This window comes from Cellulomonas sp. Root137, from assembly GCF_001426725.1.
Lineage (GTDB): Bacteria > Actinomycetota > Actinomycetes > Actinomycetales > Cellulomonadaceae > Cellulomonas.
The window spans coordinates 684,895-698,992 of sequence record NZ_LMFG01000001.1; the positions used below are offsets into that span (position 1 = coordinate 684,895).

Sequence of the window (14,098 nt, forward strand, 5' to 3'; positions counted from 1 at the left end):
CCCCGGACGCTAGCGGCGGTTCAGGAGAGCCGCTCCCGCAGGTGCACCTCCACCAGCTCGCCCGCCGCGCTCTTGCCGATCGTGGTGCACAGCGCCTTGCGCAGGGGGAGCCAGTGCGGCCCGGTGCCCGACGGCATCAGGGTCGCGGCGAACTCGTGCCCGTCGAGCGTTCCGGTGACCTTGACCGCCTTGCGGGTGCCCAGCAGCTCGGCGGAGCCGTCGAGCTCCAGGTAGGTGGCGAAGGCACCGTCCTTCCGGATGGGCGCGGTGAAGGTGGCGTCGATCGTCATGCGCCCAGCATCTCGCGGAGCCGCACCCCGAACGCCTCCGGCTGCTCGGCGAACCCGATGTGGTCGCCGGGGAACAGGGTGGGCTCGAGGCCGAGCAGGTCCGCGAGCGCCCGGGAGGTCCGATCGCAGAGCTGCCCGGTGGACTCCGCGCCGATGCCGATGACCAGCCGTGTCGGCGCCGCCGTGAGGGCGTCGATGTTCGGCCGGAAGCGCACGGTGTGCCGGATCATGTGCGCGAACTGGAAGTGCTCGTCGGCCGCGGCCTGCCCCTCGCGGGGGGACCCGAAGAACATCTCGAACACCTCGTCGGGCATCTGGAGGTTCCCGATCACCATGAACTGCTGCCACGCCGACCGGGTGTCGCCCGTCAGGTAGGTGGCGATCATCCGCTCGGTCTTCTCGTACAGGTCGGCGTGGTCGGGGAGCAGCTCGTCCAGGGGCGGCTCGTGCACGATCGCCGTGCGCACCAGCTCCGGGTCCCGCTCGACCAGCGCGAGCAGGCTGACCGCTCCGCCGCTGGAGCCGAGCACCGTGGCGGGTCCGGCGTCGACGTGCCGGATCAGGGCGGCCAGGTCCGCGGCCCGGTCGACGGGAGTCGAGTCCTGGTCCGGGTGGTCGACCGGGCTGCGGTTGATGCCGCGCGGGTCGGTGGTGAGGACGGTGTGGTCGGTGGCCAGCAGGTCGGCCAGCGGCGCGAACGAGGTGGCGTCCATCGGGGCGCCGGCGAGGACGATCAGGGGGCCGGTGCCGCGCAGCTCGTAGTGCAGTCGGGCGCCGGGGACGTCGAGGGTGGTGGCGGTGGTGAGTGTGGTCATGGCTCTAGGACTTGCGGCGCGGGGCAGAATCATCGGTCATGACGGACGTGTCCGAGATCCGCGCCCAGGACTTCTCCGAGCTCGTCGCGCCGCTGCGCGGTGAGCTGCACGCGCACTGCTACCGGATGCTCGGCTCGGTCCACGACGCCGACGACGCCCTGCAGGACGCGCTGCTGCGGGCCTGGCGGGCCATCGACGGGTTCGAGGGTCGGAGTTCTCTGCGCTCGTGGCTCTACCGCATCGCCACCAACGCCTGCCTCGACGCGATCGCCCAGCGCGGTCGTCGGGCACTGCCTGTGGACCTCGGCCCGTCGAGCGACCAGGCCGTCGTCGGGGACGCGCCCCTGACGGAGGTTGCCTGGCTCGGTCCCTACCCGGATGCGCGGTACGAGCAGCGGGAGTCGGTCGAGCTCGCGTTCGTCGCCGCGCTGCAGCACCTGCCCGGCAACCAGCGGGCCGCGCTCCTGCTGTTCGAGGTGCTCGGCTTCTCCGCCGCCGAGATCGCCATGTGGATGGACACGACCACTGCGTCCGTGAACAGCGCCCTGCAGCGCGCGCGGGCCACGGTCGCGGAGAAGGTGCCTGCGCGGGACCACCAGCCGCCGGCTGACGCCCGCGTCCGGGAGGTCGTGGCGGCGTACTCGTCGGCCCTCGAGCGCGGGGACGTGGACCTCCTGCTGTCCCTGGTGACCGACGACGTCACCTGGTCCATGCCGCCGCTGCCGCACTGGTACCTGGGGCGTTCCGCCGTCGGCGACTTCGCGACCACCATCGCGTTCGTGTGCGGCTCGTGGCGGCACGAGCCGACGAGCGCGGACGGCCAGCCGGCGGTCGCGTCCTACCTGCGAGGGCCGGGCGAGCACGTCCATCGGGCGTGGTCGATCGACGTGCTCACGTTCCGCGGGGACCAAGTGGCTGAGCTGACCGCGTTCATCGGCCCGGAGCACTTCGAGGCGTGGGGGTTGCCTGTCACCCTGCCGTGAGCCGTCCGGGTGACGGCCGCGTCGTTCGGGCGCCGCCCGGTCCGCGTCGCTCTACCGTCGACGCGGAGGTGGGGCGGTGCTGTTCGTGATCACCTGCTGGGTGCTGCTCCCCGTGGGGGTCGTGCTGGGCGTGCGAGCGCTGCGGCGGTGTGCCCAGGCCGAGCGCCGGCTGTGGGGTCGGCGGCCGATGTCGCTCGGGGAGGAGCTGCGCTGGCTGCTCGTCCTCCTGATCCCGTGGGGTCTGTTCCTGGCGCTCGGCGCCTACGCCATCGACAAGAACTGCGTCGAGGACAGCTTCTCGATGGAGCTGGCCCCGGGCACGACCGTCGCCGAGCACTGCAGCGGGGTGCTCCGAGAGCAGTTCCCGGGCACCCTGATCGCCGTGACCACGTTCTTCGCGTCGGTCGCCCTGCTCTGGACCGCGGTCGTGCTGGTGGTCCGGGCGCGCGAGCGTCGGCGTTCGTCGATCAGCTGACGCCGGGCCGCCGGCGCTCCCGCCGTGGTCGTCCGTCCGCCGGCTTCTCCAGCACGAGCCACACCACGACGGCCACGAGCAGCCACACGAGCACGCCGACCGACAGGTCCGGCCACAGGAAGACCAGCGCCACAGGAACCAGGATGCTCGGCACTCCACGGGCGAGGATCCAGCGGCGGTTCTTGCCCACCAGCAGGGCGGTGACCACACCGATCGCGCAGTAGGCCGCGACCGCGCCGCACAGCAGCGTCCGGTACTCGTCGGGCAGAGGCTCGTGGGCGTGCTCGACGGCGACCCCGAGGGCGGCGGCCAGTGCCGCGAGCGCCCCGGTCAGCAGCGCGTGCAGGAGCATGACGATCCGCGGCGCGACCGTGTGCGGCCTGAGCTGGGGGATGCCCGCGGTCCCGTGCAGCAGCCCCGCGGTCCACACCGCAGCCAGCAGGGCGAACGCACCGAGCGCGACCAGAGCCGGGTCCTGGTTCCAGGTCTCGGAGTCGGCGGCGGCGTCGATGATCTGGATGAGGCCCTCGCCCAGCACGATGATGACGAACAGGCCGAGGCGCTCCGCGAGGTGCTCCTCGTCGGTGTGGGTGCCCTGGAGCACGAAGGGCCGGCCACCCCCGGGACCGCCCCGCCGTCCGCCCTGCCCGCGCTCCAGGCGCTCCTCGGCGTTCTGCATCGTGCGCGTGGCCGAGGCAAGAAGCAGCACGACGAGGTCGATGGCGATCCCGACCACCCACAGCCAGTACTTCAGCGGCGCGTCCACCCACAGGGAGACGAGCCACGGCACCGCCCCGAGCCCGTACTGCGCCAGCGGCCAGTCGAGCAGCACCTTCCCCCGCGCGATGACCGCACCGGAGAACCAGCGCAGCGCGACGTACGCGATGACGAACGCGTTGGACCGTGACCCGTGGATGCCCGGCACCGACGCCGCCATCACGGCGAGGCCGAGCATCGCGGTGATCAGGACGCCGGTGCGCGCGTCGTCGCCCGCGATGTTCCCGTACACCGCGAAGCCGGCCCAGGAGATCCAGAACGCCAGGTAGAGGACGGCGTACAGGCCGAGGGTGGTGGGCTCGGTGTCCTCGTGCAGCAGGTGGGCCAGCTGGCCGACGCCGGCGACGACCACCAGGTCGAAGAACAGCTCCTTCCAGGTGGCGTGCCGCTCGATGGTCGCGACGGGCTCGGATGCCATGCGGTCAGTAGACCGCACCCGAGGCGGCGCCCGCCCGCCCCCCGGCAGGGGACGGGCGGGCGCCCGGTCGATCAGTGCGTGCCGCAGGTGGCCGTCAGGCCGGTGCCGCTGCCGTTGGCGATGAAGCCGGCGGTGGCGGTCCCGCCGGCGGGAACTGCGCTGTTCCACGCAGCGCTGGTGATGGTGTTGGCACCCGCCAGGGAGCCGTTCCACGCCTGGGTCAGGCTCGCGCCCGCGACCGACGTGTGCCAGCCGGTCAGCGCGGTCGAGCCGGCCGTGATCGTGACCTCACCGACGAAGGCGCCGGGCCAGGAGTTGACCACCTTGACCGTCGCCGTGCACGCGCCGGTCCCGCCGGTGGGAGTCGGCGTGGGGGTGGGCGTGACCGTCGGCGTCGGCGTCGGGGTGGGCGTCACCGTGGGGGTGGGCGTCGGGGTCGGGGTGACCGTGGGGGTCGGCGTGGGCGTCGGGGTCGTCGTGCCCCCGCCGATGTTGATGTCGCTGCACAGGTAGTACGGCTGGTCCAGGTGGCTGGCCTGCCAGATGGTGTACAGGACCGCGCGGCCGCTGCGGCCGGACAGGTTCACGTCGGTCTGGTACAGCCCCGTGGTGCCGTAGCGACCGGTCTCCTTGACCAGGTCGAGGTCGTCCCAGCCGAGCGCCTCGGTGGTCGGGTCGAAGCCCGCCTTCGAGACGTAGATGCGCAGGTAGTCGGCACCGTGCTTGGCACCGTCGGTCAGGGTCAGGGTGAACGACGTCGGGACGCCCTTGGCCACCCAGGGGCCGACCGCGTCGAGTGCGTCGTAGCGGGGCGACTGCGTGCGGCCGCCCGAGCACAGCTGGCCGTTCGGGATGACCGCCTGGTGGTTGCCGCCCACGTTCTCGCGGTACAGCCCGTTCCAGTTCCACATGGCGTTCGGGTCGGCCTTCCAGGCCTGCCAGCACATGGGGTCCTTCTGCTCCATGGTGGGGTCCAGGTGGTTGCTGCCCCAGCGCTCCCAACAGCCGTAGTTGCGGGTGGGCGGGTCGGTGACCGACCCGTGGGCGGACGCAGGCTGCGAGGTGATGACCGCTGCACCCAGCGCCAGGACCACCGCGAGGAGCGCGGTGGCCAGAGTGCGAGGTCGTGCTCGGACAGACATGGGTACCCCTTCTCGAAGACGTCGTCGTTGACCCCCCGGAAGCGCCCTCGCCAGCAACCGTGTCGCTGACGGGGCGACGGGGGCGTCCGTCCACCCTCACGACACCGGGCCGGGGTGACCAGGCGCCGAAGCGATTCACACGCGCGTCAGCAGCCAGTCCAGCGCGTCGGGGGCCGCACCCAGCACCGACACGTGCCCGTCACCGGGGCGCAGCCACAGCTCCGCGGACGGGATCCGGTGGGCCAGCCATCGGCTGTGCGCCGCCGGCACCACGCGGTCGGCGTCACCGTGCAGGAGGAGCACGGGGGCGGTGATGTCCGCGGGGTCGAAGCCCCAGGGCGCGACGTAGGCCAGGTCGTCGTCGACCATCCCGCCGATGCCGCCCTTCTGCGCCTCGCCGGCGATCCGCGCGAGCCAGCCCCAGACGCCGTCGAGGGCCGCGTGGTCGGAGGGCGTGAACATCTCCGGGTCGTACTCGCCGGTGGTCAGCTCGTGCTCGAGGGCGTCGCGGCCGTCGACGGCAGCGCGGAGCTCGGCGGTACCGGTGGGGTTGATGCCGGCGAACCAGTCGAGGCCGTCCGCCGGGTAGGGCGCGAGGCCCGATCCGCTCACCGCCGCGACCACCCGGTCACCCAGGAGGGCCGCGCAGGCGAGCGCGTGCGGACCGCCGCCCGAGTGGCCGAGGACCGCGAACCGGTCGATGCCGAGGGCGTCCGCGATCGCCTCCACGTCGGTGGCCGCCGAGGCGATGTCCCGGCCGGGGTGCGGGGTGGAGCCGCCGTAGCCTGGCCGGTCGTAGGAGACCCAGCGGACGGCCGTGCTCAGCGGCAGCAGCGGCTCCGGGGGCGTGCCCACGTTCGGGGTGCCGTGGTGCCAGACGACGGTGAGTCGTGGCTCGTCGACGGCGACGTCGTAGGCGCGCAGCGTGCGGCCGTCGGGCAGCTCGACCAGGGTGGGGGCGGTCACCGGTCGAGCCTAGGGACGTGCGGTTGTGCTCGCCGCCCGGCGCCCGACACCATCGGCACGTGATCCACATGGACGTCGCCGAGCGTCGGGCACGGCTCGCTCGTCGGCACGCGGTGGCGCCGCCGTTCCGGGTGGACTCCGTCGAGGCTGCCGCCGAGGCCATGGTCTGCCTGCACGGCACCGACCCGGCGGGGCTGTACCTGTCCGCGTGGGCGCGGACGGACGGCTTCACGGTGCCGGACCTCGACCGAGCGCTCTACGACGACCGCACGCTGGTCAAGCACCTGGCGATGCGGCGCACCCTGTTCGCGGTCACGCGCGACCTGCTCCCGGTCGTGCAGGCGGCGTCGAGCGACCGCGTGGCGGGCGTCGAGCGGCGCCGGCTCGAGAAGGAGGTCCGCGAGGCGGGGCTGGTCGAGGACGCGGAGCGGTGGTTCGACGAGGTCACGGCCGCCGCCGTCGCCGGCCTCGCCGACGGGCCGCTGACCGCGGCGCAGCTCCGCGACCGCGAGCCGGTGCTCGAGGGCTCCATCGCGTACGGGCACGGGAAGTCGTGGGCCGGCTCGTTCGCGGTGGTGTCGCGCGTGATGACCTGCCTGCAGGCCGCCGGGACGATCGTGCGCGCGGGCAACCTCGGCTCCTGGACCAGCTCGCGGCCCACCTGGGCGCTCGCGAGCGACTGGCTGGGCGCGGAGATTCCCGCGCTCCCGGAGGACGTGGCCCGGGCGCAGCTGGTCGAACGGTGGCTGCGCCGGTTCGGGCCGGGGACCACGCTCGACGTGAAGTGGTGGCTGGGCTCGACGCTCACCGCGGTGCGGCAGGCGCTCCGGGATGTCGGCGCGGTCGAGGTCGCGCTCCACGACGGGACCGGCTGGGTCATGCCCGACGACGTCGACCCCGTAGGCCCGGTCGCGCCCTGGGTCGCCCTGCTGCCCGCCCTCGACCCGACGACGATGGGGTGGTCCGAGCGCGACTGGTACCTCGGGCCGTACCGGGCGCAGGTGTTCGACTCGGTGGGCAACGGGGGCGCGACCGTCTGGGTGGACGGGCGGATCGTCGGCGGCTGGTCGACGAAGGACGGCGCCGTCGACCTGGTCCTGCTCGAGGACGTCGGTGCCGACGCGCGGGCCGCCCTGGACGCCGAGGCCGACCGGCTCACCGCGTGGCTGCACGGCACGCCGGTCATGCCCCGGTTCCCCGCCCCGCTGGTCACCCCACCCCGGCGACCGCCTGCTGGATGAGGTCCGCGACCTCGTCGGGGTGGCTGATCATCGCGACGTGCGAGCTGTCGATCTCGACGGTCGTCGACCCCGCCCGGGCCGCCATCGCCCGCTCGGCCGCCGGCGGGATGACCCGGTCCGACGACGCGACCAGGTACCAGGACGGGAGCGTCTTCCACGCGGGCGGCCCGGACGGCTCTCCGAGCGTCGCGAGCGCGGCGGGCCGCTGGGAGACGGCCATGACGGCACCCACCTCCGGGGGCAGGTCCTGGCAGAACGTCTGCGGGAAGATGTCGACGTTCAGGTAGGCGTCGCCGTTGCCCTCGCCCGCGTCCGGGAACGGGCGCACCGTGATCACCTGCGTGAGGTCCGGCGGCGGGCCGTCGGCGCCGAGGGCGGTCGCGGCGCCGACCGGCTCGCCCTCGTCGAGCGCGAACGCCGCGATGTAGACCAGGCCTTTCACGTTGTCCGCTCCCACGGCCGCGTTGGTGATGACCGCGCCGCCGTAGGAGTGGCCGACGAGGACGACCGGGCCGTCGATGGTCGACACGAACGCCCGGACGTAGGCGGAGTCGGCGGACACGCTGCGCAGGGGGTTGGAGGGCGCGTACGTGGTGATCCCGGCGGCGCTCAGGCGGCTGATGACACCTCCCCAGCCGGAGGCGTCGGCGAATGCTCCGTGGATCAGGACGACGGTGGGGCTCATGGTCGGTTCCTCTCGGGCGACTGCGGGTGAGGCTCAGTCTCCGGACGGGCGTGCCTCGGTCGGTGGCCCCTGCGTGCACGAATCTGGTCCGGCTGTGCACGATCCGTCGTGAGACGGCAGGTGCCAGAGGCGGGTCGGCGACCGTACGGTTGCTCACAACCGAGACGCCCGACTTGTGAGGTTCCGGTATGAGCCTGGTCCTGCGCTCCGACGACCTGCCGCCCGACGACCGCATCGAGATCATCCACGACGCCATCTGGGCCGGGGTGCTGCCGGTCGAGATCGACTACGACCGGCCGGGACCGCAGATCGAGGTGCGCTGCAAGGTCGCGCAGGCGGGGCCGGTGAACTTCTCGTCCGCCCGGTCGACACCGACGATGCTGCGGCGGACCCCCGCCCTGGCGCGGCAGGACCACGACCCGACGGTCTTCCTCGCGGTGCAGGTCTCGGGCACGACGATGGTCGCGCAGGGCGAGCACCAGGCCGTGCTGCGCGCGGGCGACATGGTGGTCTACGAGAGCACCCGCCCGTACACGGTGCTCAACACCGACCGCACGGAGCTGCACTACTTCCAGGTGCCCCGCAGCGCGCTCGCACTCGCGGAGGGGACGCTCGCCGCCGTGACCGGGCTGCGGATCGGTCCGGACAACAACGCGCTCGCCGCCGTCGTGGCCCCGTACTTCGACTCGCTCGGGAGCACCGACGTCCTCGACGACCCGACGGCGGCCGCCCTCGTCGCCGGGCCGAGCATCGACCTGCTCCGCGCGCTCATCGCCACCCACGTCGCCGACCGCGAGCTCGCCGCCGCACCGCTGCACGGGTCGCTCGTCCTGCGCGTCCAGGAGTACGTCCGCGCGCACCTGGCCGACCGGGGACTGTCCGCGGCGACGATCGCCGCGGCGCACCACGTCTCCGTCCGCCACCTCTATGCCGAGCTGGCGCGTGCCGGGATCCGGCTGGGGGACTGGATCCGTGCGGCCCGCCTCGAGGCGTGCCGACGGGACCTCCGGGACCCCGCCTCCGCGCACCTCACCGCCGCGACCGTCGGGGCTCGCTGGGGGTTCACCGACGCCTCGCACTTCGGCCGGGTGTTCCGGGACGCGTTCGGGGCGACCCCGCGGGAGTGGCGGCTCGCGGCGTCCGGGGGGGCGGTCTGACCTGGGCGAATCCTCCGTTCGTGGGGCCCCGTGGGAGGATCGTCCGTTGTCCCACGACGAGAGGACGAGGATGAGTGGTCTGTCGGGCACCCCGCGAGCGGTCTTCGTCGACCCCTCCGGACGCCGGGGCCGCACGGTGCGGAGGGTCATGTGGACCCTCGGTCTTCTCGTCGGGCTCTACTGCGCGCTCGTCGTCGTGGCTCTCGTGCTCCCGGTCGGCATGAGCAGGCTCGCCGTCCCCGGCCTGGGTCCGCTGCTCCCCGGGCCCGTGGCTCCCGCGCTCGCGGACCCCGGCTCGGACAGCGCACCCCTCGCGCCCCTGACCACCCCGTCGGCCACTCCCTCGACCACGCCGACCACCACGCCCGCGCCGCGAGTGTCACCGACGCAGGCGGCCGCGCCGGCAGTGACCACCGCTCCGACGCCCGCGGCCGTCCCGGTCCCCGTCGCGACGCCCACCCCGTCGACCGCGCCGGGCCGCTCCGCGGAGGCGCCCGGGCAGTCCGCCGACGCGCCGGGCAACGACCCGACCGCCAAGCCCGTGCCGGCGTCCACGCACGCGGCCGTCCCGACCCCGCGCCCGACCAAGGGCTGAGCACCGTGCTGGACGAGATGGTCGGCATGGCTGCTGCGCCCGCACGGCGGCGCGGCGCACACGTGGAGTACGTCGCCCGGCGCCCCGCCCTGGCGCACTGGGTCCTGCTCGTCGCCGTGCTCTCCGCACTGCTCCTGGCGCTCGGGCTGCAGACGCTCTCGTCCGGCGTCGGTGGCGCCGGGACCGCCGAACCGCGGGAGCGCGTCGCCGTCGCCGCGCCGACCGGGGGTCCCGTCCTGGTGCAGGACGGTGGCCGGCTGGTGGGTGTGCCGATGCAGGACCGGACGGTCGCGCTCACGTTCGACGACGGTCCCGACGCGCGGTGGACGCCGCAGGTGCTCGAGGTGCTGGCCAGGGAGGACGTCCCGGCGACCTTCTTCGTCGTGGGCGCCCGGGCCGTCGAGGACCCCGCGCTCGTGCGTGAGGTGCTGGCCGACGGGCACGAGGTCGGGGAGCACACGTGGTCGCACGCCGACCTGTCGGCCGTCCCGGCCTGGCGGCGGAACCTCGAGCTCTCGCTCGGCCAGCTCGGCCTGGCCGGCAGCGCCGGTCTGAGCACGTCGCTGCTGCGTCCGCCGTACTCGTCGTCGCCCGGCACGCTCGATGCCGCCGAGCTCGCGGCCGCGACGAGTGCCACCGACGCCGGCTACCTGGTGGTGCTCGCCGACCGGGACACCAAGGACTGGAGCAGCCCCGGGGTCGAGCAGATCGTCGCGAACGGCGGACCGACCGGCACCGAGGGGCACATCGTCCTCCTGCACGACGGCGGGGGTGACCGGTCGGAGACGATCGCCGCCCTGCCCGCGCTGATCGAGAGCTACCGGGCCGCCGGCTACCGGTTCACCACGGTGTCCGAGGGGATCGGTCTGACGGGTGGCGCGTCCCGGCCGGCCGAGGCCGTCCCCGCGTTCCAGGGGCAGGTCCTGGGGTTCGCCGTCCGGGCGTCGTCGTGGCTGGTCACCGCCGTGAGCTGGGCGGTGCTCGGGTTCGGCCTGCTGTCGCTCCTGCGGACCGTGCTCGTCGTCGCGCTCGCCCCGCACCACGTCCGGGTGTCGGCGCGGCGGGTGTCCGGCGAGCCGTGGCTGCCGCCCGTGAGCGTGCTCGTGCCCGCGTACAACGAGGCGGTCGGCATCGAGCGCGCGGTCCGGTCCCTCGTCGCGAGCGACTACCCGGACCTCGAGGTCGTGGTCATCGACGACGGGTCGACCGACGGCACCGCCGACGTGGTCGAGCGCCTCGGGCTGCCGGGGGTGCGGCTCGTGCGCCAGGCCAACGGGGGCAAGGCCGCCGCGCTGCGCACCGGCACGCGGGCGGCGTCGCACGACGTGCTGGTGATGCTCGACGGCGACACCGTGTTCGAGCCGGACACCATCCGGATGCTCGTCCAGCCCCTGCGGGACCCGGGCGTCGGCGCCGTCAGCGGCAACACGAAGGTGGGCAACCGCCGCGGTCTGCTCGGGCGCTGGCAGCACCTGGAGTACGTCAGCGGGTTCAACCTGGACCGTCGCCTGCAGGACCTGTGGGGGTGCATCACCACCGTGCCCGGCGCGGCCGGGGCGTTCCGGCGGCAGGCCGTCGAGGCGGCGGGTGGCCTGAGCTCCGAGACGCTCGCCGAGGACACCGACATCACGATGGGGGTGCTGCGGGCGGGCTACCGGGTGGTGCACGAGGAGCGGGCCCGGGCGTGGACCGAGGCGCCGAGCAGTGTCAACGACCTCTGGCGCCAGCGGTACCGGTGGAGCTACGGCACGATGCAGTGCCTCTGGAAGCACCGCCACGCGGTCCTCGACCGGGGAGGCAGCGGGCGCCGGCTCGGGCTGATCGGCATCCCGTACATGCTCCTGTTCCAGGTGCTGCTGCCGCTGCTGGCTCCGGCCATCGACCTGTTCGCGCTCTACGGCCTGTTCACGGGCAACGCGCAGTCGGTGCTCACGATCTGGCTCGCCTTCGCGGTGCTCCAGACGGCGGTGACCGCGTACGCCCTGCACCTGGACGGCGAGAGCCTCCGGCCGCTGTGGAGCCTGCCGCTCCAGCAGGTGTTCTACCGGCAGCTCATCTACCTGGTCGTCATCCAGTCCATCGCCAGCGCGGTCGCCGGTGCGCGGCTGCCCTGGCACAAGCTGCACCGGTCCGGTGACGTCGTCGTCCCTGCCTGACGGCTCGATGCCTTGTATCTTGCGAGCACCTGCTCGGTGAGACCCTCGAAGGAGCACGCGCCCATGGCATCGCCCCAGGGCCTCGCGCCCTCGACCCGCACACTGCTGTTCCTCTCGGCCGCCGTCGTGGTGCTCGCCGGGATGCACGCCGCGCGCGAGGTGCTCGCCCCACTGTTCCTCGCGGCGGTGCTCGTGATCATCGTGCACCCGCTCCGGCACCCCCTGGAGCGCCGGGGATGGCCGCGCGCGGCCGCGACCACCGTCGTCATCCTCGTCGTCTACCTGATCCTGCTCGCCCTGATCGCGATGCTGACGTTCGCCGGCATCCAGTTCGGCGGGCTGGTCCAGGACTACCTGAACGAGCTGCAGTCGTCGATCGCCGACATCACCGCGTGGCTCGCGTCGATCGGGGTGGACCAGAGCTCGATCGACTCGATCCGGGACGCCCTGCAGCCGTCGCAGCTGGTGGGCGTCGCCGCGTCGCTGGGCGGCGCGGTCATGGGCATCCTCACGACCCTCTTCGTCGTGGTCACCTACGTCATCTTCATCTCGGTCGACGCCGCGCGGTACGACGGCGCCGACGACCACTTCGGAGCGACGCAGGGCAACGTGCTCGGCCGCGCCACGACCTTCAACATCGGGGTCCGCCGCTACTTCGTGGTCAGTGCCTCGTTCGGTGCGGTCGTCGCGATCATCGACGGGCTCGCCCTCTGGGCGCTCGGTGTCCCCGCCCCCGCGGTGTGGGCGATCCTCGCGTTCGTCACCAACTTCATCCCGAACGTCGGTTTCGTCATCGGCGTCGTCCCGCCCACGCTGCTCGCCCTCGTCGTCGGTGGGTGGCCGCTCGCGCTCGCCGTGGTCGCCGTCTACAGCGTGGTCAACGTGGTGCTGCAGGTGCTGGTGCAGCCGAAGTTCGTCTCCGACGCCGTGAACATCACGCTCACGCTCAGCTTCGTGTCGGTCATCTTCTGGACCTTCGTGATCGGGCCGCTCGGTGCGATCCTCGCGGTGCCGCTGACCCTGCTGACGCGCGCGGTGCTGCTGCAGGGCGGGCCGGCGACGGCGTGGTACTCGTGGCTGTCCGGGGAGGACCTGCCGAAGGCGAAGGAGCTGCCGCCGGCTCCCGCGCCGGACGCCGAGGCCGACGTGGACGAGCCGGCTGCGAGCTGACTACTCCACGCTCTCGATCCGCGCCGGGAACGCGCGTCGCGCCACCGCGATCACCACCAGGCTGACCGCTACCAGGCCGGCACCGGCATAGGGCAGGGCGCCCAGGCCCGGGCCGACGAGCACCAGCGCCCCGAGCGCCGCACCGCCGCCGATGCCGATGTTCGCGGTCGCGTTCACGAGGGCGCCGATGACATCAGGGGAGCCCCCACGCGTGCGGATCGCGGCGGCCTGGAACACGGACGCCATCGCGCCGAACGCGCCGGACCACACGGCGGCCGCGACGAGCACGCCGACGCGTGACGGGAACACGAGCCCGAGCGTCAGCAGGGCGAGCGCCATGACGGCGTGCACCACCAGGGTCCCGCGCCGTGGGTTCCGGTCGAGGGACAGCGCGGCGTAGGCGGTGCCGACCAGCCCCACGGCGCCGAGCCCGAGCAGCACCGGACCGACGGCGGTCTCGCTCAGCCCGGTCGCCAGCAGGATCACCGACACGTACGTGTAGACGGTGTACTGCGCGAGGTAGGTGAGCGTGTTCGCCGCGGACACCGCCCCGAGCCGGGTCCGCCGGTCGGTGCGGGTGTGGGCGGGGTGCGGGGCGTCGTCGTCGGCGGAGACGGCCGGGAGGAGCAGGGCCACCAGCAGGGTCGCCAGCGCGCACACCCCGGCGAGGACGAGGAACCCGTTGCGCCAGCCGACGGCGGTGCCCAGCGCGGTGGACAGCGGGACGCCGAGCACGAGCCCGGCGGACGCCCCCGCGGTGACCAGGGCGAGCGCACGACCGGTGACGTGCGGCAGGACGAGCCGCGACGCATACCCGATGCTCAGCGAGAAGAACAGCGCGTGCGCGATCCCGCCGACCGCGCGCCCGGCGGCGACCAGCCCGAACGAGGGTGCGATCCCGACGAGCGCGTTGCTGACCGTGTAGGCGACGAGCGTGCACAGGAGCAGCCCCTTGCGCGGCAGGCGGCGGGTGCCCAGGGTCAGCGGGATCGCCAGCGCGGCGACCATGAACGCGTACACGGTGACCAGCAGCCCGGCGATCGACTCGGTCACGTCCAGGTCGGAGCTGATCTGGGGGAGCAGCCCGACGGGTACGAGCTCCGTGGTGATCGCCACGAAGGTCGCCAGCGTGAGGGCGCCGAGGCCGCCGGCCGCCTCGCCGACCGACCCAGGGCGCCACGTGCTCTGCTCGGTCCCGGTCACCGGCGCATGCTCGCACGCACCCCCG

14 protein-coding genes are annotated in these 14,098 nt (G+C 73.5%); 7 read left to right on the forward strand and 7 right to left on the reverse strand.

What is annotated here, in order from left to right; genetic code table 11:
• Nucleotides 1-20: 20 nt before the first annotated feature.
• Nucleotides 21-290 (reverse strand): DUF1905 domain-containing protein, encoded by a 270-nt coding sequence (locus ASD18_RS03170; RefSeq protein WP_056086523.1) that lies wholly within the window; start codon nucleotides 288-290, stop codon nucleotides 21-23.
• Nucleotides 287-1,105, reverse strand: coding sequence for an alpha/beta fold hydrolase (locus ASD18_RS03175; RefSeq protein WP_056086526.1), 819 nt, complete (start codon nucleotides 1,103-1,105; stop codon nucleotides 287-289). The genes ASD18_RS03170 and ASD18_RS03175 overlap by 4 nt, the downstream gene beginning before the upstream one ends.
• Nucleotides 1,106-1,143: 38 nt before the next feature.
• Between ASD18_RS03175 and ASD18_RS03180 the strand changes: the two genes are divergently transcribed.
• Complete coding sequence (locus ASD18_RS03180) at nucleotides 1,144-2,088, forward strand: sigma-70 family RNA polymerase sigma factor (RefSeq protein ID WP_056086527.1); 945 nt, start codon at nucleotides 1,144-1,146, stop codon at nucleotides 2,086-2,088.
• A 76-nt stretch (nucleotides 2,089-2,164) separates the two neighbouring features.
• Nucleotides 2,165-2,563, forward strand: a complete 399-nt coding sequence (locus ASD18_RS03185) for a hypothetical protein (RefSeq protein ID WP_056086530.1) — start codon at nucleotides 2,165-2,167, stop codon at nucleotides 2,561-2,563.
• On the opposite strand, the gene ASD18_RS03190 is transcribed toward ASD18_RS03185, so the two are convergent.
• The 3 genes from ASD18_RS03190 to ASD18_RS03200 all read right to left on the reverse strand — a co-directional run bounded on the left by ASD18_RS03190 (nucleotide 2,556) and on the right by ASD18_RS03200 (nucleotide 5,866).
• Nucleotides 2,556-3,758 carry a low temperature requirement protein A gene (locus ASD18_RS03190; RefSeq protein WP_156387867.1) on the reverse strand — a complete coding sequence of 401 codons (1,203 nt, stop codon included), beginning with the start codon at nucleotides 3,756-3,758 and terminating at the stop codon, nucleotides 2,556-2,558. The genes ASD18_RS03185 and ASD18_RS03190 overlap by 8 nt on opposite strands.
• Nucleotides 3,759-3,829: 71 nt before the next feature.
• The gene (locus ASD18_RS03195) at nucleotides 3,830-4,900 is read right to left on the reverse strand and encodes a lytic polysaccharide monooxygenase (RefSeq protein ID WP_056086537.1); all 1,071 of its coding nucleotides are present in this window, start codon (nucleotides 4,898-4,900) and stop codon (nucleotides 3,830-3,832) included.
• Nucleotides 4,901-5,035: 135 nt separating this feature from the next.
• The gene (locus ASD18_RS03200; protein ID WP_056086539.1) at nucleotides 5,036-5,866 is read right to left on the reverse strand and encodes an alpha/beta fold hydrolase; all 831 of its coding nucleotides are present in this window, start codon (nucleotides 5,864-5,866) and stop codon (nucleotides 5,036-5,038) included.
• 68 nt (nucleotides 5,867-5,934) lie between these two features.
• Here ASD18_RS03200 and ASD18_RS03205 point away from each other — a divergent pair, with 68 nt between their 5' ends.
• The gene (locus ASD18_RS03205) at nucleotides 5,935-7,107 is read left to right on the forward strand and encodes a winged helix DNA-binding domain-containing protein (RefSeq protein WP_056086542.1); all 1,173 of its coding nucleotides are present in this window, start codon (nucleotides 5,935-5,937) and stop codon (nucleotides 7,105-7,107) included.
• On the opposite strand, the gene ASD18_RS03210 is transcribed toward ASD18_RS03205, so the two are convergent.
• Nucleotides 7,076-7,792: an alpha/beta hydrolase gene (locus ASD18_RS03210; RefSeq protein ID WP_056086545.1), complete on the reverse strand. Its 717-nt coding sequence runs from the start codon at nucleotides 7,790-7,792 to the stop codon at nucleotides 7,076-7,078. The genes ASD18_RS03205 and ASD18_RS03210 overlap by 32 nt on opposite strands.
• 188 nt (nucleotides 7,793-7,980) lie before the next feature.
• On the opposite strand from ASD18_RS03210, the gene ASD18_RS03215 reads away from it, so the two are divergent.
• The 4 genes from ASD18_RS03215 to ASD18_RS03230 all read left to right on the forward strand — a co-directional run bounded on the left by ASD18_RS03215 (nucleotide 7,981) and on the right by ASD18_RS03230 (nucleotide 12,870).
• Complete coding sequence (locus ASD18_RS03215; RefSeq protein WP_056086548.1) at nucleotides 7,981-8,949, forward strand: helix-turn-helix domain-containing protein; 969 nt, start codon at nucleotides 7,981-7,983, stop codon at nucleotides 8,947-8,949.
• A 70-nt stretch (nucleotides 8,950-9,019) separates the two neighbouring features.
• Nucleotides 9,020-9,544 carry a hypothetical protein gene (locus tag ASD18_RS03220; RefSeq protein ID WP_056086551.1) on the forward strand — a complete coding sequence of 175 codons (525 nt, stop codon included), beginning with the start codon at nucleotides 9,020-9,022 and terminating at the stop codon, nucleotides 9,542-9,544.
• 26 nt (nucleotides 9,545-9,570) lie between these two features.
• Entirely contained in the window at nucleotides 9,571-11,700 is a 2,130-nt protein-coding gene (locus ASD18_RS03225) for a bifunctional polysaccharide deacetylase/glycosyltransferase family 2 protein (RefSeq protein ID WP_156387868.1), read from the forward strand.
• 63 nt (nucleotides 11,701-11,763) lie between these two features.
• Nucleotides 11,764-12,870 carry an AI-2E family transporter gene (locus ASD18_RS03230; RefSeq protein WP_056086554.1) on the forward strand — a complete coding sequence of 369 codons (1,107 nt, stop codon included), beginning with the start codon at nucleotides 11,764-11,766 and terminating at the stop codon, nucleotides 12,868-12,870.
• Here the strand turns inward: ASD18_RS03230 and ASD18_RS03235 are convergent, their stop codons facing one another.
• Nucleotides 12,871-14,073, reverse strand: coding sequence for an MFS transporter (locus tag ASD18_RS03235; protein WP_056086556.1), 1,203 nt, complete (start codon nucleotides 14,071-14,073; stop codon nucleotides 12,871-12,873).
• Between the last annotated feature and the right edge of the window lie 25 nt (nucleotides 14,074-14,098).